The 20,735-nt window shown below is 71.5% G+C and carries 22 protein-coding genes and 1 other RNA gene; 7 read left to right on the top strand and 16 right to left on the bottom strand.

What is annotated here, in order from left to right; all coding sequences use genetic code 11:
• Positions 1 to 2: 2 nt before the first annotated feature.
• Positions 3 to 3,839 carry a patatin-like protein gene (locus FHU40_RS19480; protein WP_183594031.1) on the bottom strand — a complete coding sequence of 1,279 codons (3,837 nt, stop codon included), beginning with the start codon at positions 3,837 to 3,839 and terminating at the stop codon, positions 3 to 5.
• 101 nt (positions 3,840 to 3,940) lie between these two features.
• Here FHU40_RS19480 and FHU40_RS19475 point away from each other — a divergent pair, with 101 nt between their 5' ends.
• From FHU40_RS19475 to FHU40_RS19460, 4 genes are all read left to right on the top strand, one after another.
• Complete coding sequence (locus FHU40_RS19475) at positions 3,941 to 4,417, top strand: VOC family protein (RefSeq protein ID WP_183594030.1); 477 nt, start codon at positions 3,941 to 3,943, stop codon at positions 4,415 to 4,417.
• A gap of 99 nt (positions 4,418 to 4,516) precedes the next feature.
• Entirely contained in the window at positions 4,517 to 5,380 is an 864-nt protein-coding gene (panB, locus tag FHU40_RS19470) for a 3-methyl-2-oxobutanoate hydroxymethyltransferase (protein WP_425490191.1), read from the top strand.
• 40 nt (positions 5,381 to 5,420) lie between these two features.
• Entirely contained in the window at positions 5,421 to 6,587 is a 1,167-nt protein-coding gene (locus tag FHU40_RS19465; RefSeq protein WP_183594028.1) for a PQQ-dependent sugar dehydrogenase, read from the top strand.
• Positions 6,588 to 6,596: 9 nt separating this feature from the next.
• Complete coding sequence (locus FHU40_RS19460; protein ID WP_183594027.1) at positions 6,597 to 7,853, top strand: CNNM domain-containing protein; 1,257 nt, start codon at positions 6,597 to 6,599, stop codon at positions 7,851 to 7,853.
• 6 nt (positions 7,854 to 7,859) lie between these two features.
• Here FHU40_RS19460 and FHU40_RS19455 read toward each other — a convergent pair whose 3' ends face one another.
• Genes FHU40_RS19455 through FHU40_RS19440 form a run of 4 tightly spaced genes read right to left on the bottom strand, consistent with a single transcriptional unit; the run spans position 7,860 to position 9,328 of the window.
• A complete protein-coding gene (locus tag FHU40_RS19455) occupies positions 7,860 to 8,132 on the bottom strand; it encodes a hypothetical protein (protein ID WP_221200073.1) in 273 nt (90 codons plus the stop codon).
• Positions 8,122 to 8,295, bottom strand: a complete 174-nt coding sequence (locus FHU40_RS19450; protein WP_183594026.1) for a hypothetical protein — start codon at positions 8,293 to 8,295, stop codon at positions 8,122 to 8,124. Before FHU40_RS19450 ends, FHU40_RS19455 begins: the two co-directional genes overlap by 11 nt.
• A 29-nt stretch (positions 8,296 to 8,324) precedes the next feature.
• Positions 8,325 to 8,762: a tetratricopeptide repeat protein gene (locus FHU40_RS19445; protein ID WP_183594025.1), complete on the bottom strand. Its 438-nt coding sequence runs from the start codon at positions 8,760 to 8,762 to the stop codon at positions 8,325 to 8,327.
• Positions 8,763 to 8,779: 17 nt separating this feature from the next.
• Complete coding sequence (locus FHU40_RS19440) at positions 8,780 to 9,328, bottom strand: GNAT family N-acetyltransferase (protein WP_183594024.1); 549 nt, start codon at positions 9,326 to 9,328, stop codon at positions 8,780 to 8,782.
• Positions 9,329 to 9,432: 104 nt separating this feature from the next.
• On the opposite strand from FHU40_RS19440, the gene rnpB reads away from it, so the two are divergent.
• The 3 genes from rnpB (at position 9,433) to FHU40_RS19425 (ending at position 10,701) form a co-directional block, all read left to right on the top strand.
• Positions 9,433 to 9,842, top strand: an RNA gene (gene rnpB, locus FHU40_RS19435) — RNase P RNA component class A.
• A gap of 221 nt (positions 9,843 to 10,063) precedes the next feature.
• Positions 10,064 to 10,291, top strand: a complete 228-nt coding sequence (locus FHU40_RS19430; protein ID WP_183594023.1) for a FitA-like ribbon-helix-helix domain-containing protein — start codon at positions 10,064 to 10,066, stop codon at positions 10,289 to 10,291.
• On the top strand, positions 10,288 to 10,701 hold the full coding sequence (locus tag FHU40_RS19425) for a PIN domain-containing protein (protein WP_183594022.1): 414 nt from the start codon (positions 10,288 to 10,290) through the stop codon (positions 10,699 to 10,701). The genes FHU40_RS19430 and FHU40_RS19425 overlap by 4 nt, the downstream gene beginning before the upstream one ends.
• 69 nt (positions 10,702 to 10,770) lie before the next feature.
• Here the strand turns inward: FHU40_RS19425 and FHU40_RS19420 are convergent, their stop codons facing one another.
• The 11 genes from FHU40_RS19420 to FHU40_RS19370 form a co-directional block, all read right to left on the bottom strand.
• Positions 10,771 to 11,637, bottom strand: a complete 867-nt coding sequence (locus FHU40_RS19420) for a fumarylacetoacetate hydrolase family protein (RefSeq protein ID WP_183594021.1) — start codon at positions 11,635 to 11,637, stop codon at positions 10,771 to 10,773.
• A complete protein-coding gene (locus FHU40_RS19415) occupies positions 11,634 to 11,798 on the bottom strand; it encodes a hypothetical protein (RefSeq protein WP_183594020.1) in 165 nt (54 codons plus the stop codon). Before FHU40_RS19415 ends, FHU40_RS19420 begins: the two co-directional genes overlap by 4 nt.
• Entirely contained in the window at positions 11,795 to 12,301 is a 507-nt protein-coding gene (locus FHU40_RS19410) for a flavin reductase family protein (protein WP_183594019.1), read from the bottom strand. The genes FHU40_RS19415 and FHU40_RS19410 overlap by 4 nt, the downstream gene beginning before the upstream one ends.
• 26 nt (positions 12,302 to 12,327) lie before the next feature.
• Complete coding sequence (locus FHU40_RS19405) at positions 12,328 to 13,788, bottom strand: purine-cytosine permease family protein (RefSeq protein ID WP_183594018.1); 1,461 nt, start codon at positions 13,786 to 13,788, stop codon at positions 12,328 to 12,330.
• Between the two features lie 43 nt (positions 13,789 to 13,831).
• On the bottom strand, positions 13,832 to 14,254 hold the full coding sequence (locus FHU40_RS19400; RefSeq protein WP_215524625.1) for a RidA family protein: 423 nt from the start codon (positions 14,252 to 14,254) through the stop codon (positions 13,832 to 13,834).
• Between the two features lie 11 nt (positions 14,255 to 14,265).
• Positions 14,266 to 15,834 carry an aldehyde dehydrogenase family protein gene (locus FHU40_RS19395; RefSeq protein WP_221200072.1) on the bottom strand — a complete coding sequence of 523 codons (1,569 nt, stop codon included), beginning with the start codon at positions 15,832 to 15,834 and terminating at the stop codon, positions 14,266 to 14,268.
• Positions 15,831 to 16,262, bottom strand: coding sequence for a cupin domain-containing protein (locus FHU40_RS19390; RefSeq protein WP_183594017.1), 432 nt, complete (start codon positions 16,260 to 16,262; stop codon positions 15,831 to 15,833). Before FHU40_RS19390 ends, FHU40_RS19395 begins: the two co-directional genes overlap by 4 nt.
• A complete protein-coding gene (locus FHU40_RS19385) occupies positions 16,259 to 16,993 on the bottom strand; it encodes an RraA family protein (protein ID WP_183594016.1) in 735 nt (244 codons plus the stop codon). Before FHU40_RS19385 ends, FHU40_RS19390 begins: the two co-directional genes overlap by 4 nt.
• Entirely contained in the window at positions 16,990 to 17,925 is a 936-nt protein-coding gene (locus FHU40_RS19380; RefSeq protein WP_183594015.1) for a VOC family protein, read from the bottom strand. The genes FHU40_RS19385 and FHU40_RS19380 overlap by 4 nt, the downstream gene beginning before the upstream one ends.
• A 23-nt stretch (positions 17,926 to 17,948) precedes the next feature.
• Positions 17,949 to 19,511: a 4-hydroxyphenylacetate 3-hydroxylase N-terminal domain-containing protein gene (locus FHU40_RS19375; RefSeq protein ID WP_183594014.1), complete on the bottom strand. Its 1,563-nt coding sequence runs from the start codon at positions 19,509 to 19,511 to the stop codon at positions 17,949 to 17,951.
• Between the two features lie 259 nt (positions 19,512 to 19,770).
• On the bottom strand, positions 19,771 to 20,715 hold the full coding sequence (locus FHU40_RS19370; RefSeq protein WP_183594013.1) for a LysR family transcriptional regulator: 945 nt from the start codon (positions 20,713 to 20,715) through the stop codon (positions 19,771 to 19,773).
• Positions 20,716 to 20,735: the final 20 nt, after the last annotated feature.

Genomic DNA, 20,735 nt, shown 5'->3' with positions numbered 1-20,735 from the left:
GTCTAGGTGTGGGCCTGGGTATGACCCGCCGCCCTCCAGATGCGCCGGGCCAGGCCGTCGCCGGTCCCGGAGAGCACGAGGTCGTCGTCGGCGACCTGCGTCAGATAGACGTACGCCGTGCCGCGCGTGCGCAGCCGCCGCACCAGCAGGTCCCGCGTCTCGTCGAGGCTGGCGCCGACGGCGAAGGCGCCGGCCCGGACCTGCCGCTCCAGTTCGGTCGCGAAGCGGCCGCGGGCCCGGCGCGGCAGCGCCACGACGAGCACCGCGAGCAGCACGGTCATCACCAGCGCGCCGAGCACCGAGGCCCAGAGCGCGACCCCGGTGGCGGTCAGCTCGCCCTGGTGCTCGCCGGTGTCGAAGCGCAGGTCGTCGCCGAGCGCGCGCACCAGGAGCCAGAGCAGCACCCCGACCGCGGCGGACAGGATCGCGTAGACGCAGGCCCAGGCGCCCGCCACCGCCTGTGGCTGCACCAACCGATCCTCGGCCCAGCCGTCGGCGGCCAGGAAGCGCACCCGGAAGGCCGACGACTCGCGCTCGGCCAGCCAGCAGGCCACGTCGACGACGACCGACACGGCCAGCAGCACCAGCGCGGGCCTCCAGGAGACGGTGATCCATACGGCGGCCACGACCGCCGCCTCCAGCACCAACGTTCCGACGATCAGGGCGATCAGCCACCCGCGCCCACCGCTGTCGGTGACCACCGCGAACGGCGTACGCACCAGCGCCGGCAGGGATCCCAGGATGACCAGGCCCGCGATCAGCGCGGCCACGAACGGCAGCACGGCGAGCGTGGGCAGGGTCGTCTCCGTCGGCCGGACCTGCTGGGTCACGGCGTACGCGATCAACGGGATCACCGGGCTGAGCAGTGCGATGCCGTGCAGCAGGCTGCCGGTGCGCAGCGCGGCGTAGGCGAAGCCGAAGAGCAGCGCCGACACCCCGATCAGCGCCACCCAGCGCGGGGTCGCCGACAGCACCAGCGAGAGCGCCAGCATCGCGCCGCCGAGTGCCAGCACGGCGATGGCGACGGTGTTGCCGATGCGGGCGCCACCGGTGAGGCCGCGGGCCACCCAGTACGGCAGCAGCGCCAGGCCCCGGATCGTGCGGGTCAGCGGCTTGGCGGCCGGTACGCCGAGCTTCGGGCTGTCCAGCACGGTGGCACCGACGGCCACCGCGGTGACGCCGGTGCGGATCAGCAGGTCGCCGGACGCCTCGGCGTCGAGCGGCTCGCGGCCGACGCCCGCGCGGTCGAAGGCGCGCAGTCCGGCCAGCCCGAGACCCCGGCGCTGGGCGGATCTCGGGTCGTCGGGTGGTGCGGCGCCCGGCTCGTTGGACGCCAGCAGCACCGGCCCCAGCCCCTTGAGCTGGTCGAGCAGGGCCGCGTGGTCCTCGACGAAGCGCTCCCCGTGCGAGGCCTGGGTCGCGCCCTCCCGGCGGTCCGCGGCGACCGCGTCCCGCAGCGCGGGCAGGTCCTCGGCCGCGACATCCGCCTGGATCGCCCAGGCGAACAGCCCGGCCAGCGCCTCCAGCGTGGGCGGCCGGTCGGCGGTGTCGTGGTAGACGTACCGGTCCAGCTCCACGACCGCCCGCTGCCGGAGCGAGAGGAAGCCCGGCCCCGGCTCCCGGCCCGCGAACAGCGTCGCCACCCAGGCGTCGACCCACCCCTGCGCCGTCGCCGGCCAGGGCTCGCCGCGCCGCTCGGCGTCCTCGCGGGCGCGGCGGAGCCGGTCGGGGTCCAGGAGCACCTGGCAGAGCATCGTGGCGGCGTCGAGCCGGCCCCAGATCCAGTCGTTGATCCGCCAGGACTCCTTGAGGAAGCCGGCGAAGCGGCCGAGCCGGGCGCCGCCCAGTTTGTCGCTGCCCTGGGTGGTCACCTGCGCGAAGGCGTTGCTGGTCTGCAGGCTCACCTGCACCAGCTCGACCAGCTGCTCCGAGCCTCGCTCGGGGGCGTTGCTCAGACACGCGGTCACCACGTCGAGCCGCACCAGCTCCGCGATCAGCTCCCGCTCGTCGGCGACGTTCCCGAGGAGCTTCTGCCAGGCCTGGAGCGCCAGCTGATCGTCGCCGGTCACGACGTCGGCGAGCCGGTCGACGGCCGGCGTCAGCGCGAGCAGCGAGGCCGCGAGCTCGATCAGGCCGTCGGCGACCTCGGTGCCGACCTTGCGCTCGGGATAGGTCGCGTTGACCAGGTCGGCGAGGTCCTGGCGGCGCTGCGGGTCCGGGGTGAGTCGCTCGAAGTCGGCCGCCTCCAGCTCGCGCCCGCCGCGGTAGGCGCGCTGCTGGGCGGCCATCCGGACCTGCCAGTACGACGTGTTCGGCGGCAGCCCGCTCAGGCAGCCGCGGAACCACACGTCGTCGAACCCCCGCCGGGCCCGCTCGACCCGGCGGCGTACGTCGAAGAGCGCCATCCGCTGCCGCTCGACCAGCACCCGTTCGTCCGCGGTCAGCTCGAGGCGCACCAGCCGGCGCGCCAGGTCGAGCGCGTCGTCGGCCAGGTGCTCGGCGGTGGTGACGCCCCACGGCCAGCCGCGCGCCGGGTCGAACCGCCAGTCGCGCGCCTGCGCCGTGGTGACGACGTACGGCAGGCCGTGCGTCGCGTCGACGCGCTGCTGCGCCTTCTCGACGGATCCGAGCACCCGGTCGTAGGACCAGCCCGGCACCGTCGGCACCCGTTCGGCGAGGTCGCGGGCGGCCCGGCGCAGGCGCAGCTCGCGGTAGTGCGGGTAGAGCGTCCCGAACAGCCCGGACAGCACGTCGGTCAGGCCGTTGTCGGTGCTGCGCTGGAGGCTGATCAGCACGTCGGAGCGCCCGAACCTGCGCGCCGCCGCCTGCCGGTTGTGCTCCTCCACCTTCTCGACATGCGTGCGGCTCGCCTCACTGCGGGTCGCGTGGGCGACCCCGGTCAGCGCCTCCACCACCGTCGGCGGGTCCTGCTCCTCGGCGGGCGGGCGCTCCTGCACGGTCGGCGCGTGCGGGAAGACGAGCAGCATCACCCGGCGTACCGCCGTGGTCGCCGGCAGGCTGTCGATCACCTCGAGTGCGGGGAGCGTCGGGGTGTTGACCATCGCACCGCCGTCGACGCCGAAGTGCGACTGGTCCGGCGGTCCGGTCGGGTCGACCCAGTCGGCGACCATCGTCATGTCCGGCCGGCCGTTGCCCGAGACCCCGGTGCCCACCGGCAGGAACGACGGCTCGAAGGCCACCGGGAAGCTCGCCGAGGAGCGGGCGGCCAGGGCGAGCCGGCGCGTGGTCTCGCCGATCTGGTCGGCCGCGAAGTCGTCCTGGCCGTCGTTCTCCAGATGCTTGAAGGTCATCAGGCCGGCGTGCACCTCCTGGGGCAGCGCCTGGCCGAGCGCGTCGGAGGTGACCGTGCGGGCGCCGTCGAGGAGCGTCGTGGTCACGCCGAGGTACACCGGCCGGCGGTCCGGCCCGATCGGTGCGTAGTCGACGGTCAGGCCGCGCAGCGCCCGCTCCAGCGACGGCAGGAAGTACTCGTCGCCGCGCAGCAGTGACGCCGGCTGGCCGTGGAACGGCGTACGCAGCAGGGTCTCCATCCGCCCCTGGTCGGCCCACAGGTCGCGCAGTCCGCGCAGGTCGGCGTGGTCGTTGACCTGCGCCAGGGCGAGCGCGGCCCCGTTGATCCCGCCGGCCGACGTACCCGTGATGACGTCGGCACGAGCGCTCATGCCGAGCAGGTCCAACAGCTGGCCGTAGACGCGGTCGCCCCGCGTCATCCGGTCGATCTCGAGGGTGACTCCCCCGATCCAGACGGCGAGGCTCACGCCGCCGTTGAGGACGACGGCGAGGCGGAGCTCCTCCCGAGCGTCCTGCGGTGCTGCCATCCCCTCAGCGTGCGCCGCCGACCGCCCGACCGACATGGCCCGAACGAGGCAGATCCGTGCCGGCTGCGATGAGTTCTCGGACCGACCGCGGTCTGCACGGCATGCCTGAGATCAGCACCTGCCTGTGGTTCGACGACAACCTGATGGAGGCCGTGGAGTTCTACACCGCGGTCTTCCCGAACTCCGAGATCCGCGGGGTGTCCCATCACGACGACGGCAGCGTGCTCGCCGCCCGGTGGACCCTCGACGGCCGGCCGTTCCGCGGCATCAACGGCGGACCGGTGCACGCCGGCTTCACCGAGACCGTGTCGCTGAGCGTCGACTGCGTCGACCAGTCGGAGGTCGACTACTACTGGGACACCCTGGTCGCCGGCGGCCGGCCCGACCAGTGTGCCTGGCTGCAGGACAGGTTCGGGCTGTCCTGGCAGATCGTGCCGGTGCGCCTCTACGAGCTGATCTCCGATCCCGACCCGGCCCGCGCCCAGGCGGCCGCCGCGGCCATGATGACGATGCAGAAGATCGTGATCGCCGACATGGAGGCGGCGGCCGACGCCGCCCGCCCCGCCGGCATCGCGTGACGAGGCACACAGGCCTCAACGGGGCGGTCCGGGGCTAGCCTGACGAACGGTCCGTGGACTCCATCAGGGAGCCGCGAGATGACATGTCAGGGAGATTCCATGAGCGAGGAGACCGCGCCGTACGGCACCGGTCCGGCCAAGGCCCAGCAGACGGAGGGAGCCGCCGCGATCAAGCGGATCCGCACCCACCACCTACGCGAGATGAAGCAGCGCGGCGAGCGGTTCGCGATGCTCACCGCCTACGAGCAGTACGCCGCCCAGACCTTCGACGAGGCCGGTATCGAGGTCCTGCTGGTCGGCGACAGCGCCTCCAACAACGTCTTCGGCAACGAGACCTCGCTGCCGGTGACCGTCGACGAGCTGATCCCGCTGGCCCGCGCCGTGACGAGGTCGGTACGCCGCGCGCTGGTCGTCGCCGACCTGCCGTTCGGCTCCTACCAGGCCTCGCCCGAGCAGGCCTACCTGACCGCCGTCCGGTTCATGAAGGAGGCCAACGCGCACGCCGTGAAGCTCGAGGGTGGCGTCGAGATGGCCCCGCAGGTGCGCAAGCTGACCGAGGGCGGCATCCCCGTGATGGCGCACATCGGCTTCACCCCACAGTCGGAGCACAACCTGGGCGGCTACCGCGTGCAGGGCCGCGGCGACGCGGCCAAGCGGGTCATCGAGGAGGCCCGGGCGATGGAGGAGGCGGGCGCCTTCTCCATCGTGATGGAGATGGTGCCCGGCGACGTCGCCGCCGACGTCACGGCGTCCGTGTCGATCCCCACCATCGGCATCGGCGCCGGCGCGGGCTGCGACGGCCAGGTGCTGGTGTGGCAGGACGCCTTCGGGCTGCGCACCGGCCGGATGCCGCGCTTCGTGCGGCAGTACGCCGACCTCCACGGCGTCCTGCTCGACGCGGCGCGGGCCTACGCCGCCGACGTCCGCGCCGGCACCTTCCCGGCCGAGGAGCACACCTTCTGACCCCACCCGCGGTCTCATCAACCGTCGCTACCGTGCCGCCATGCGCTCCGTCGTTCTCGGGTTGACCACGGCCCTCGCACTCGCCCTGCCCGCCGCACCCGCGGTCGCCTGCACGCCCGGCCACCACGACCGGGATGCGGTCGGGCGGGCCGCGGCGTACCCACCGCTCGCGGTCAAGCGGCTCGTGCGCGGCCTCGACCATCCGTGGGACGTCCGCGTGCTCGGCCGCGGCGTGCTGCTCTACACCCAGCGCGACCGGGCCACGCTCGGGGTGTGGGACCACGGGCGCCGGCACCGGGTGCGGTTCCCCAGCGGCTCGGTGTGGGTCAGCGGCGAGACCGGGCTGATGGGACTCGAGGTCGACCCGCGCTTCGCCACGAACCGGCGCATCTACACCTGCCAGGGTGGCACCACCGCGAGCGGCCACGACGTCCGCGTGATCGCGTGGCGGCTGAACACCGACCTGACCAGGGCCACGAAGGTGCGGCGACTCGTCGGCGGACTCCCGGCGACCAGCGGTCGCCACGGCGGCTGTCGCCTGCTGGTCGACGACGCGGGCTCGCTCCTGGTCGGCACCGGCGACGCCGCCACCGCCACCAACCCGCAGGACAAGCGGTCGCTCGGCGGCAAGACGCTGCGGCTCGACCGCTTCACCGGCAGGCCGTGGCCCGACAACCCGTTCGCCGGGGCGCGGAGCCGCGCGCAGCGCTACGTCCACACCTACGGGCACCGCAACGTGCAGGGCCTCAGCCAGCGCGCCGACGGCACGCTGTGGTCGATCGAGCAGGGCACCGATCGGGACGACGAGGTCAACCGGCTCGTCAACGGCGGCAACTACGGCTACGACCCGGGCCCGGGCTACGACGAGAGCGTGCCGATGACCGACCAGTCGCTGCCCGGCCGGCAGATCGAGGCCGTGTGGAGCTCGGGCTACCCGACGCTGGCCACCTCCGGCGGCGGCTTCGTCGGCGGCCGAGGCCTCGGGGCGTACGACGGCACCCTGGCCGTCGCGGCGCTCAAGGCCGAGCGGGTGCTCTTCCTGACGCTGTCGGCCGACGGCGCGCTCCAGCGGGTGCACGTGCCCGCCGAGCTGCGACGCTACGGCCGGATCCGCACCGTGGTCGACGGCCCCGGTCCGACGTTCTATGTGACCACCGACAACGGCGGCGGCACCGACGTGATCCTGCGGGTACGACCGCGCCGCTAGATTTCACGGGTGGACGCCCAGACGCTGACCAACCTGCTGCTCGTCCTGGCCTTCATCCTCGTCGGCGGCGTGTTCGCCGGCACCGAGATCGCGCTGGTCTCGCTACGCGAGGGCCAGATCAACGCCCTCGCCGAGCGCGGCCCGCGCGGGGCCAGGGTCGCGCGGGTCGCCCGCGACCCCAACCGATTCCTCGCCGCCGTCCAGATCGGCGTCACCGTGGCCGGCTTCTTCTCCGCGGCGTACGGCGCGTCGACGCTGGCGCCCGACTTCGCCCCGGTGCTCGTCGATCTCGGTCTCAGCGGCGCCGCCGCCGACACGCTGGCGCTGATCCTGCTGACGCTGTTCATCGCCTACCTGTCGCTGGTGCTCGGCGAGCTGGTGCCCAAGCGGCTCGCCCTCCAGCGCGCCGCGGGCGTCTCGTACGTCGTCGGCGGGCCGCTCGACCGGTTCGCCGTCCTGATGCGGCCGGTGGTGTGGCTGCTCTCGCTCTCGACCAACGCGGTGGTGCGGGTCTTCGGCGGCGACCCCGGCGCGACGGCGGAGCAGCTCAGCGACGACGAGCTGCGGTTCCTCGTCGACCAGCACGAGGGGCTGGCCGACGACGAGCGCAAGATCCTCACCGACGTCTTCGACGCCGGCGACCGGTCGCTGAGCGAGGTGATGCGGCCCCGGCGCGACGTCACGTTCCTCGCCGCCGACTGCACCGTCGCCGAGGCGACCGAGGCGGCGCTGTCCCACCCCTACTCGCGCTTCCCGGTGACCGGCACCGGCCCCGACGACATCCGCGGCTTCCTGCACGTGCGCGACCTGCTCGGTGCCGACCCGAAGCGCCGGGTCCGCGGCCTGACCCGCGACATCGTGCACCTGCCGGCCACCAACCGGGTGCTGCCGTCGCTGGCCCGGATGCGCGACGAGGGTCGCCACATCGCGGTCGTGGTCGACGAGTACGGCGGCACCGACGGCATCGTCACCCTCGAGGATCTCGTCGAGGAGCTGGTCGGCGACATCCGCGACGAGTACGACGAGGCCGCGCCCGAGACCGCACCCGACGTCGTCGACGCGGGTCTGACGATCGAGGAGTTCGCCCGCGAGACCGGCGTGCCGTTGGAGGACGGCCCCTACGAGACCGTCGCCGGCTACGTCATGCACCGGCTCGGCCGGCTGGCGGAGATCGGCGACGCCGTCGTCGTGGACGGCCACCGGCTCGTCGTCACCGACGTCGACCGGCACCGGATCACCCGGGTCTCGGTGCGGCCGGGCGCCTGAGGGCGCTCAGGCCGTCCAGCCCAGCCACGCCCCACCCGCGGTCACGACCGCGAACCACAGCACCACGGCGAACACCGCGACTCCCGGGACCCATCGCGGCCGCGGGGTCCACCACGCGCACGCGACGACCAGCAGGAGCACCCACACGACGAGCAGCAGCGCGACCGCCCACCACGGGGCGACCAGCCCACTCGCGGCGTACAGGAAGAAGGCGCAGGCCATCCCCGCCATGCCCACGAACGGCCAGGGCGAGGCCCGGCGCGTCGGGTCAGTCGTCATTCCAGTCCGGGTCGTTGTCCCAGTCCTCGTTGCGCTGCTCGGCCGTCTCGAGCGCCCGCTCGGCCTCCTCGCGCGTGTCGTAGGGCCCGAGCCGGTCGATCGGCGGGCAGATGTTGTCCTCGTCCTCGACCCGGCGGTGCCGCACGCAGAACCAGTAGCTCATGCTGCCGAAACTACACGCGGCACGGCCCGTCAGGTCAGGTCGTCGAGGCTCCGCTCACCGGTCTCGGCGAGCCGTCGCTCGACCCGCAGGACCGCCAGCTCGTGCTCGGGGTCGCCCGACATGGCGGCGGCCAGGCGCAGGTGGGGCAGCGCCTCGGCGTACCGCGACTGCCGCTCGAGGGCGCGGCCGAGCGCGTGCCGGACCCAGTCGTCGTCGGGCCGCCGCTCGGCGAGTGCGGCGAGCTCGGTCTCGGCGGGCCCGAGCTGGGCACGGATCAGGTAGGCCCACGCCCGCAGCGTCAGCAGGCCGGTGTTGTCGGGCTCCTGCTCGAGCGCGGGGGTCAGCACCTCGAGCGCCTCCCGGGGCGCGCGCCGGGCGAGCAGGTCGAAGGCGGTGCGGTAGGCCGATTCGGGTGCCGCCTGGTCGGGGAAGACGACGGGCGGCGTGGGCAGCGTGTCGTCGTACATGCCCGCTCAACACCGGGTCAGGGCACGGGATTCCCGGGCGGGTCGTCGTGCAGGATGCGCTGGAAGAGCACGTGGTCGCGCCACGCGCCGCGCAGGTAGAGGAACCTCTCCGCCGTGCCGTACTCCGTGAAGCCGCTGCGCCGCAGCACCGCCTGCGACGCCGCGTTGTGCGGCATCGTGCCGGCCTCGAGCCGGTGCAGCCCGAGCCTGGTCGCCTCCCGGGCGACGTGCTCGACGGCCGCGGTCGCCAGGCCCCGACCCAGGTGCTCGTGGTCGATCCAGTAGCCGACCGTGCCGGTCTGCAGGATGCCGCGCACGATGTTGTTGAGCATGATCCGGCCCACCACCACGTCGCCGTACGTGAGCAGCCAGAGGTAGGACCGGCCCTGCTCGGCCTGCATCAGGTTGCGGCCGACCTCCGCCTCCTGCCCCGCGTCGGTGTAGAACTCGTCCGGCCGTTCCGGGTCCCACGGCGCGAGGTGCTCACGGTTGCGCCGGAACGCCGCCGCCAGCGCGGCCCCGTCACCCCGCCGCAGCGCCCTGATCTCGTACCCGTCCGCCAGCACCGCGCCAGCCTAGGCCCTCCCCCGGACGTCATACGGACAGTGCGTCCCCTTCCACCATCCGTATGACGTCCCCCGCCCCACCTGCCCTATCCTGTCCCTGCGGATGGGCTGGCCGGGCGACCGCGTCGCCGTGCTCGCGAGAGTGCGGTGCCGAGGAAGGTCCGGGCTCCACAGGGCGAGGTGGTGGGTAACGCCCACCCGGGGAAACCCGCGGGACAGTGCCACAGAGAACAGACCGCCTCCCGCCTGACGGCTGTGCCTGACGACGGGAGGTAAGGGTGAAACGGTGGTGTAAGAGACCACCAGCGACCGGGGCGACCCGGCCGGCTCGGTAAACCCCACCTGGAGCAAGGTCAAGAAGTCCGGAGCCTTCGGGCCCCGGACGCGCGCACGACCGAGGGCGGCCCGCCCGAGTGCGCGGGTAGACCGCTGGAGGCGGCCGGCAACGGCCGTCGTAGATGGATGGTCGCCACGCTTCGGCGCACAGAACCCGGCCTACAGGCCAGCCCATCCGCACAACAGCGTCACCGACGTCCTCTCGATGCTCGTTGCAAGGGCCGACGAGGCCACGATCCTCGAGGGACACCCCGACAGACCTGACCTCCGAGGACATCACGGCCTGCTTGACGTACGCCGCCGCAAGGGTCGATCCGAACTTCGTCGCGACGCCATGAGCGCCTGACACAGATACAGGACGGCGGTGATATCGTGAGATCGATATCGGAGGTGATCGCCGTGGAGCAGATCCTGATTCGCAACCTGCCGCCCGGCACCAAGGCCAAGTTGAAGGCTCGCGCTGGGCAGCATCATCGAAACACAGAGGCTGAGGTGCGGGCCATCCTCGTTGAAGCTCTGGAGCGCGAGCCGGTCACGCTGGTTGATCTTCTCAGCACCGATGAGGGCGCCGACATCGACTTCGAGCCCGGCCGCCTCGGTCTGACGGCCCGAGTGCCCGAACTGTGAGGTACCTGCTCGACACGAATGTGGTCTCGGCGCTGCGGGTGCGCGGACGCAATCCCGCGGTCGAAGTCTGGGCTGCGTCGGTCGCCGTGAACGACCAGTTCATCGCCGGGACCACGGTTGCCGAGATCGAACGTGGCGTGGCCGCCTTGGAGCGGTCCGACGCCGAGCAAGGAGCGGTGCTCCGCCGTTGGTTCAGCGAGCGAGTACTGCCCGCGTTCGCCGATCGCGTTCTGCCGTTCGATCTAGCCGCAGCACGCGTCTTAGCGACCTACCGGGTTCCCGAGCATGCCCCGCTTGACGATGCCCTCATCGCGGCCGTCGCGCGAGCCAACGAGCTCGTGGTCGCGACCCGCAACCCCAAGCACTTCGAGCCTCTCGGGGTACAACTCCTCAACCCGTGGGACGCCTGAGCTCGCACAGCACGTCCGGCCGTCCTGGTCCGAACGAAGCCATTCTTGATGTCTGCTCGCCACAGCCGCTCAGCGTCGGCCGCGCGGCCTCACAGCGGCGCCGCACGATGAGCCGATGACCACATTGGTGCAGGCGCCGATCCCCTCGATGGCGGCCGTGACGGTGCTGCCCGGGGTGAGGAACACCTGCGGGTCGCGGGCCTGACCGACGCCGGCCGGGGTGCCGGTCGCGATCAGGTCGCCGGGGCGCAGGGTGATCACCGTGGAGACGTACTCCACCAGCGCGACCGGGTCGAAGAGCAGGGTCGCGGTGTCGTCGTCCTGCATCACGATGCCATCGACGACGGTGCGGACGTTCACCTGTGGCCGGACGCCGCCCGGGAGCTCGTCGGGGGTGACGAGGTACGGCCCGACCGGGGTGGAGGAGTCCCAGATCTTGCCCTGGGTCCACTCGATGGTGCGGAACTGCCAGTCGCGCACGGAGATGTCGTTCATGACGGTGAAGCCCGCGATCGCGGCCGCCGCCTCCGCGGTCGAGGCCCGGCGGACCTGCCGGCCGACGACCAGCGCGAGCTCGACCTCCCAGTCCAGCCGCTCGGTCTCGGGCGGCTTGACGAGTGGGTCGTTCGCGCCGATCAGGGTGTCGGCGAACTTGGGGAACAGCGTGGGGAACGCCGGGAGATCGCGGCCCATCTCCTGGATGTGGTTCGTGTAGTTGTGGCCGACGCACAGCACCTTCGACGGGTTCGGCACCAGCGGCGCGAAGTCCGCGTCCGCGACGGGGTAGGTCCGCATCCCGGTCGTCGCCGCCGTCCTCTCCCAGTCGGCCTCCGCCAGCAGTACGCCGAGGTCGGGCCGGCCGAGGTCGACCAGGCGGTCGCCCTCGAGCCTGACCGCCCGGGTCCCGCTCTCCGTGCGGACGGTGGCGAGCCTCATCGCCCGAACCACGCGGGCACGGGCCGGACCAGCACCGGCACGATCACGTCGCGCGCGGCCCGGGCCTCGCTGTCCGCCGGAAGGTCGGCCCGGCGACGGGCCGACGTCTCCAGCAGCAGGTCGAGGTAGCCGGCGCCGGGGAACCCGCCGAGCGCGCTCATGCATGACCGCCCGCGGCCAGCTGGCGCCAACCGCCCTCGAAGAAGACGAGCGGTCCTGCTCCGTCGCGCTCTCCGAAGGCGGTCACCCGGCCGACGACGAGCACGTGGTCGCCCCCGTCGTACGTCGCCCACGGCGCACACTCGAAGTACGCGAGCGCCCCCCTCACCCGGGGCGCTCGCCCCTCGGTGACCCACTCGACGTCGGACCCGTCGCCGGGCCGGCCCGCGAAGTGGAGGCCGGTGGCAAGCTGTTCCTCCGCCAGCACGTTGATCGCGTAGTGGCCGGTCTCGAGGAACTCGCGTGCCCGCGAGCTCTTCCGGATCGCGACCAGCGCCAGCGCCGGGTCGAGCGAGACCGAGGTGAACGAGTTGACGGTCATGCCGTAGCGGGCACCGGCGGACTCGTAGGTCACGGCGACCACGCCGGTGGCGAACCGCCCGAAGGCGCTGCGGAGGGCGGGCGACTCCACCACGGAGGGCGCGTCGACGACATGCTGGGACATCCGGGTTCTCCTCTTCACGTGGGCGGTCAGAGCGCTTCGTCGAGCGCCTCGGCCTCGGCGACGAAGCCGGTGCCGGTGCCCTCGGGAAGCACCGAGCGCAGCAGCGGGTAGCCGACGACCGCGACCACGAGCGACACCAGGAAGCCGAGGGTGACGATCTCCGCCTCCATCAGCCAGATGCCGACCGCCGCGGCCACGACGAGGGTGGTCACGCCCGCCCAGTTCCACTTCTCGATCCGGTGGCTGCCGTCGACGCTGCCACGACGGACGACGTAATAGTCGGCGATCATCACGCCGGCCATGGCCAGCGTCATCGCACCGAGGTAGGACAGGTACGTGTTGAACTCGTCGAGGATCCCGGCGGCGATCATGAGCAGCGCGATCACGTTGCCGACGACCACCATCACGGCGCGGCCGGGCTTCTTCCCGAAGAGGGAGTCGACGAGGTTCACCAGGGCCAGCGACCCCGAGTAGGCGTTGATCGCCTGCGCCTTGGCCTGGGCGGCGTAGATCGTCACGAACCCGGCCCAGCCGGCGAAGATCACGAAGAACGCGCCGGTGTTGCCCATCACCAGGCCGCTGCCGGCCGCGGCCGCCGCCTCCGGGGTGAGCCCGGCGTCGCGCGCCATCAGGTACTCGACCACCTCGGGCATGCCGCCGATGACGACGAGCGAGCCGAGCACGATCATCACCACGTTCTGCACCAGCGGCCCGGCCGCGGCGAGCACGGTGACGTCCTTGTCGGTGCGGGCGTAGCGGGCGAAGTCGGCGGTGACCAGCGCGATCGTGCCGGCGGTCGCGCCGATCACCGACACGGCGGTCTCGAACTTGGTCCAACCGCCGCCCGGGACGACGCCGTCGAACCCGAACACCGCGGAGACACTGGCGCCGTCGACGACGTAGATCTGCACGATCATGTACGCCGTCACCAGGAGCGTCACGACGATCATCGCCGCGCCGGCGCGCAGCGCGAGCTTGATGCCGAAGATCGCGAGGGCGATCCACAGCAAGGTCAGGACGCCGTACACCCCGATCTTCGTGGCCCAGGTGTCCTCCCACTCGAACATCAGCAGCGTGCCCTCGTAGAGCAGCGCCGACTCGACGGCGAGGAAGCCGAGGATCATCACCGCGAACACCACGGAGCCGACGGCGGAGCCACGTTGGCCGAAGCCGAAGAACCGAGACGTCACGGTGCCGGACAGGCCGGTGCGGTAGGCCATGTTCCCGAGCAGGTTGCCGAGCGCGAACCCGAGTACGCCGACGGCGACGCCGGCGACCAGGCCCCAGACGAAGCCGGCCAGGGTCACGGTGAAGCCGGCGATCGCGAAGATGACCAGGGCGGTCGCGACGCTGACGGGCGACAGGGCCAGCTGGAAGCCGCTGCGGCGGTCCACGGCCGGCACGCTGACCAGCGCGTGGTCCTCCGCCGCCGCGGCCAGCGAGGTCTCCACCGACCGAGACGAGTCGGGGTTGTTCAGAGTTGTCATGGGCGTTCCTTGAGGTCCGGACGGAGGGTGGGGGCGACGCGGGTCAGTCGGCGCTGCAGCCGGCGACCGCGATGGCTTCGATCTCGAGGAGGATCTCGGGCTTCGCGAGGGCCGAGACCTCGACGAGGGTGCACGCCGGGAAGTCACCGGTGAAGAACTCCTCGCGGGCCTGCCAGACGGCGCGGTTGCGGCTGATGTCGGTGACGTAGATCGTCATCTTGACCACGTCGTCCATCACCGCGCCGGCCGCCTCGACCAGGTTCTTGATCTTGGTGAAGATCACCCGCGCCTGCTCGTACTCGCCGCCGACGACGGTCTCGCCGTCGTCGGCACGGGCGGTCATGCCGGAGACGAGGACCAGGTCCCCGATGCGGTAGCAGTTCGACCACAGCCGGTCGGCGGGCTCGCGCACCGCCTCCGACCGGATCCGCTGCTTCTTCTGGCTCACCAGGTTCAACGTGTTCACGACAGTGCTCCTCACAGCTCGATCAGGTGGTCCCAGGCGGAGGTTCCGCCCCAGTTCACGCACACCGACTGGCGGCGCATGAAGCCCTTCCAGGCGTCCGAGCCCGCGGTCCGCCCTCCCCCGGTCTCCTTCTCGCCGCCGAAGGCGGCCCCCACGTCGGCACCGGTCGTCCCCATGTTGATCCGGACGATCCCGCAGTCGCTGCCGCGGGCGGAGAGGAAGGTCTCGATGTTCGTGAGGTTGGTCGAGTGCATGCCGGAGGCGAGCCCCTGGGCGACGTCGTTGTGGATCCGGATCGCCTCGTCGAGGGTCTGGTAGGTCAGCACCGACACGATCGGCGCGAACGTCTCCTCCTGGGCGATCTCGAAGTCCGGCTTGACGTCGGTGACGATCGCCGGCTCCACGAAGAGGCCGGGGCGGTCGAGTACCCGCCCGCCGTACGCCACGGTCGCGCCCTGCGCCGTCGCACGCTCCAGTACGTCGCGGTACTGGTCGACCGCAGCAGCGTCGATGAGGGGGCCGACCACGGTGCCGGGGTCGCGCGGGTCGCCGATCGCGATCTGGTCGAAGGCCTGCTTCATCCTCTCGACGAGCGCGTCGACGACGTCGACGTGCGCGATCACCCGCCGGGTGCTGGTGCAGCGCTGGCCGGTGGTGCCGACGACACCGAAGGTGAGTGCCTTCGCGGCCAGGTCCAGGTCGGCGGTCTCGTCGACGATGCAGCCGTTGTTGCCCGAGCACTCCAGCTGGTAGCGGCGCCCCAGGGTGGACCCCACGATGGCGGCGACCTTCTTCCCGACCCCGGTCGAGCCGGTGAAGGAGATCATCGCGACCCTCGGGTCGGCGACCATCAGCTCCGCATCGGCGTCGTCCGCGGGCAGGTAGAGGGAGAAGACTCCGTGGTGGCCGAGCTCCTCGGCCGCGCGGTTCACCAGCTGCTGCAGGGCGATCGCGGTCAGCGGCACCTTCGGGCTCGGCTTCCACACCACGGTGTTGCCGGCGATCGCCGACAGGAACCCGTTCTGGGCCCACACGGCCGCGGGGAAGTTGTAGGCGCTGATGATGCCCACGACGCCGAGCGGCAGCCACTGGTCGTACATCCGGTGGTCGGGCCGCTGCGACTGCTGCGTGAACCCGTAGAGCATCCGTGCCTGGCCGGCGGCCAGGACGGACATGTCGATCGACTCCTTGAGCTCGCCCTTCGCCTCCATCACCGACTTGCCGGTGTCCAGGCAGACGATCGCCGCGAGCGCGTCGATGTTCTCCTCGATCAGCTGACCGATCCGGCGCACGAACTCGCCGCGCCGGGGCGCCGGCACGTTGCGCCACCGCTCCTGGGCGCTGGTCGCGCCGGCGAGGATCTCCTGGTAGTCGGCGCCGGTGGAGCCGGCGACCCGGGCGACGGTCGTGCCGTCGGCCGGGTTCTGGGCGTCGATCACGTCGCGGCCCTCGACCGGGCCCCAGCCCGTCGCGGCGGAGTAGGTCCCGGAGAGCACCCGGTCCAGGCCGAAGGAGGCGAGCGCCTCGGCCGGGTCGAACCTCTGGTCGGTCATCTGCGTGCTCCCGTTCGTGGCGGTCATGCCGGGTCCTTGGCGAGGAAGTCGCCGATCGTCTCGTCGGTGTGGTACTCGGGCTTCTCGTAGTAGTGCGGCCCGTCGTAGATCTCGATCAGCACGCTGCGCTCGTGGGCGAGCGTCGGACCGTGCGGGTGGTCCTTGGGGTTCATGTAGAAGGAGCCGGGCCCCAGCCGCTTGCCGGAGTCGGTGTACTCGTAGTCGCCCTCGAGGCAGTACATGAACTGGTTCGAGGCGTGTGTGTGCTTGGTGGGGATCCGGCCACCCGGCTCGTACTCGAGAAGCGCGATGCTTGCACCGGTCTCCTCGTTCTTGAACAGGAAGTACTGGCGGAAGCCGTACTCCGGGTAGTCGATCCACTGGTCCTCGTCGAGGTCGGTGGCGTGCACCAGCAGCTCGAGGGACTTCAGGCTCGCTTCGGTGACGTCGGTCATGCGCTCTCCTCCGGGTGCGGGCGGCCGGCGGCCACCCACGCGTCGTACTCGGTCCGGCTCTCGGGGGTGGCCGGGAACAGGCCGAAGATGGGTCGGCCGGCCCCGATCTGCAGCTCGGCGAACTGCTCGTACTGGTGGGCGTCGTACGCCGCCTGGGCGACCTCGACCACGAGGTGGCGCGGGACCACGACGACCCCGTCGCGGTCGCCCACGACGATGTCGCCCGGATAGACCGCGACGCCCGCGCAGCCCACCGGCTCGTCGAGCGCGATCGGGTGCAGGGCGATCGGCGTCGCCGGCGGCGCGCCACCCGTCTGGTAGCAGGGCAGGCCGGTGGCCGCGATCCCCGTGGCGTCGCGGTACCCACCGTCGGTGACGACGCCCGCCACGCCACGCTGGCGCAGGCGGGTCGCCATCATGTCCCCCATCGACGACGCCCGGGTCGAGCCGAAGGCGTCGATCACCAGCACCGAGCCGGGCGGCGCCTCCTCGATGGCGCGCCGGTGGAGGTTGGAGTCCTCGGCGTACTCGTCCAGCGAGTCCAGGTCCTCCCGGGCGGGGATGAACCGGAGCGTGTACGCCGGCCCGACGAGCTGCTCCTGGTCCGTGCCCAGGGGGACGACGCCGTGCAGCACGACGTTGCGGAATCCGCGCGTGTAGAGGGCGTTGGCGACGTTCGCGGTGCCGACCTGGCGGAGCTGCTCGAGGGCCGCCTCCTCCGCCGGGCTCACTGGAAGAACTCCAGCGGCGGCCGGTTGCCCCACTGCGTGGTCTCGCTGGCGGTGCCGTTGAACGACGTCGGCCGGTGGCTGGCATCGACCACGTCGCCGTCGGTGTAGTGCTCGATCCGGAACCCGTGCGGGTCCTTCCAGTAGTCGAAGACCTGGCTGCCGAGCCGGTGCCGGCCGACGCCGACGTCGAGCGTGAACCCCGCCTCAAGCAGGTAGTCGTGCGCCGACATCACCGCGTCGAGGTCGAGCACCTCGAACGCGCTGTGGTGGACGCCGACCCAGTCGGACTGCAGCACCAGCAGGAAGTGGTGGTCGACCAGCTGGTCGCCGAGGTCGAGCCGCAGGAACGTGCCGTACGGCGGGTCGTCGGTGCCCGCCGGGACCATGTAGTCGGACGGCAGGAAGTTGAAGCGCTCCATCAGCCAGGCGACGGTCGCGTCGTGGTCGCTGACATGGAGCACGAAGTGCCCCAGCCGGGCGATGGTGCACGGCGCGGTCTCGATCCGCACCGACTCGTGGACCCGCGGCTTGTCCGTGAGGTTGTTGAACCGGAACGGCTCGCGGTCCGCGAGCGGCTCGGCCTTCGTCCTCCCCCAGATCGCCTTGATCTCGATCCCGTCGGGGGTGTGCATCACGACCTCGAGGCCGCCGCCGGGCTCGGTCGACTCCCCGACGGGCGAGGAGCCGGACAGGGCGGCCAGCTCGTCGAGGTCCTCGCGGGTGGCCATCTCGATCGACGCCCCGACGAAGCGCTGCCGGGGTGCCTTGCGGCTGACGTGGATGTGGTGCTGGGTGCCCGTCCCTCGCATGTAGAGGGTCTGCTCGTCGCCACCCTCCGCCGGCGTCATCCCGAACGCCGTGAGGAACCTCTTCTGGAGCTCCAGATCCGGGATCTCGTAGGTGACCTGGGCGCAGTCGACTGCGGTCGCCATGGCTGTCTCTCCTCGGCGCCTCGTCAGCGACCGAGGACGCTGACGTCGTCCGGTCCGACCAGGTCGTCGACGGTCCACCCGTCGAGGTCGTACTCGTCCATCGCGGTCTGCGCGAACTGCCGGCACTCCTCCAGCAGCCCGGTGCCGAGGGCGGCGAACAGGTTGGTCTGGCGGGTGACGTCGTTGCTGCCGATGTAGTTGATCTCGTACAGCTCGTGTCGGGCGCCGAACTCGGTGCCGATCGAGTCCCAGAGCAGCTTCATCACCTTGACCCGCTCCTCCGCGGTGATGCCGTTGGTGCCGCGCAGGTAGGTGTCGAGGTAGCCGCTGATCTCCGGCGCCTTGAAGTCGCTGGAGTGGGAGTTGAGGTAGATCAGCCCGCTGGCCACCACCTGCTCGATGATGTTCTTGATCTTCGGCATGGCGAGCTGGTTCATCACCCGGTAGGCGCCGGCGAAGTGTGGGTCGGGGCGGACCATCCCGTTCTTCCACGGGACCCCGCTCTTGGCCATCGCGTCGGACAGCGCCCAGAAGGTGTTGCGCCAGGCGATCACCTCGCCGAGCTGCGACTTCACGCCGTGGAACTCACCGGCGCCGGTCACGTCGAGGGCCTTCGAAAGCAGGCCGACGAGGAAGTCGAGCTTGACGGCGAACCGCGTGCAGCCGTGGAGGGAGGCCCGCTCGAGGTAGCCCGAGTGCACGTTGTAGCGGTTGGCCTGCTCGAGGTCGTTGTGGATGAAGACGTTCTCCCACGGGACGAACACCTCGTCGAAGACCAGGATCGCGTCATTCTCGTCGACCCGGCTGGAGAGTGGGTAGTCGAAGGGGCTGCCGAGCACGGCGGCGCGGTACTCGTTCGAGGTGCGGCAGATCAGCTTCACTCCGGGGGCGTTGGTCGGCGTGATGAAGACCGGGGAGTACGCCGGGTCCTGGATCGCGACCTGACCCACGTGGCCGACGAAGGTGAAGTGGGTGAGCGCGGAGCCGGTGGCGACCACCTTCGCGCCGGAGACGTAGATGCCGTCGGCGGTCTCGCGCGTCACCCGCATGAAGACGTCCTTGCCCGCGTCCGCGCCCATGGCCCGATCGACCGGCGGGTTCATGATGGCGTGGTTGATGTAGTAGGTGCGCTCCTGCGCCTTGCGGTACCAGGCGAGCGCGTTGTCCTCGTAGCCACGGTAGAAGTCGAAGTTGGCGCCGAGGGTGCCGAGGAAGCACCCCTTGTAGTCGGGCGACCGGCCCATCCAGCCCCAGGTGATCCGCTGCCACTCCGCGATCGCGTCGCGGGCCGCGACCTGCTCGTCGACGCTGTTCGCCGCGCGGAAGAACCGATGGGTGAAGCCGCCCCACTCGGTCGGCGTGGTCAGGATGTCCTGGCGCGCCGGGTCGTGCAGGGCGTCGTACATCCGGGCGATCATCCGCGCCGAGTTGCGGAAGGCGGGGTGCTCCGCGACGTTCGTGACGCGCTCGCCGTAGATCCACACCTCGCGACCGTCGTCGAGGCTCGCGAGGTACTCCTCGCCGGTGAAGGGGACGAGGGCGGCCCCGGGCTCGATGGTGTCGTCCTTGGTCAGCAGCTCGCTCATGGCCGGGGATCCTGACAACGGCCGCGCTCGACAAGAAAGAGGAGCGGAGGGGTTGACAACGCCGCGATCCGCCGCCGCCCGGCCCGTCAGGCCGGCGCGTGACCCAGGCCACTCGGCCGCCGCCTAGCGCGCTGACCTGCGCAAACGCCGATCTTGCGGGGCCGGCGCGTTCGATCGTCCCGGGCGCCTCCTCATCTCCGAAAAGCCCAAGAAAACTCGTCCATATCGTGAGATTAGGGTTGCCAGGTCAGATCGAGTCCTATACGGGATCGTCACCAGGGGTATTCACGGAGGTATATGGCTCGACCCTCACCAGGCGATCACGGGCGACGGCGCGGCTGGCGTCGAGCCACCGAGCCATCAACGGCGTCACCTCGCCCCCTCGCCGCCACAGCACCGAGACGCCCATGTCGGGCACCCAGTCCGGAGCCCAGAGCGCGGCCACCTCGGGGTTGCCCTTCACCATCCGCTCGGTGACCAGCGCGACGCCAAGCCCGGCGGCGACGAAGCCGACCGAGGTCTGCGGGGTCGACACCTCGATCGTCTCGAAGGTCGGGTCGTCACGGAGCGCCCCTTCGATGGCCTCCGGGAAGCCGTTGAAGGCCGACAGGCGGTAGGGCACCACCCACCGTCCCCAGCCCCGGGCACCCTCGTGCTGCTCGCGCCGGCGGCCGGCAGGGACGGCCAGCTGCACCGGGATCCGGCCCAGCAGCTCGTAGTCGCAGAATTCGGTGACGAAGTCGGCGAACTGGTTCGGGCCGAACGGCACGCACGCCAGGTCCAGCTCGCCCGTCCGGACGCCGTGGAGCAGGGCGTCGGGAGCGGCATCGGTGAGGCTGACGTGCGCACCGGGAGCCGAGTCCACGAAGGCTCCGACGACCTCCGCGATCAGCTCGTTGACCACCATCGGCTCCACGCCGACCCGCAGCTCCCCGACCGCACCGTCGCCCATGAGCGCGAGCTGGCGCACCAGCCGGTCGCGGTCGGCGAGGAGCTGGCCGCCCTCCGCGAGCAGGTAGAGACCCGCGGCGGTCGGCACCACGCCCTTCGCCGTGCGCTCCAGGAGCCGGACGCCGAGCTCCTTCTCCAGCTTCGAGATCGCGATGCTGACCGGCGGTTGCGTGAGGTGGAGCCGCTTGGCGGCCCGGGAGACCGACCCGGCATCGACGACGACCCGGAAGTACTCGAGCTGTCTGAAGTCCACGGCGCGCTACCCCCCGACGA

The organism is Nocardioides soli (genome assembly GCF_014191495.1).
Taxonomy (GTDB): domain Bacteria; phylum Actinomycetota; class Actinomycetes; order Propionibacteriales; family Nocardioidaceae; genus Nocardioides; species Nocardioides soli.
Note: the sequence above shows the minus strand (reverse complement) of the source record. Positions and strands in the feature narration are given on the sequence as shown.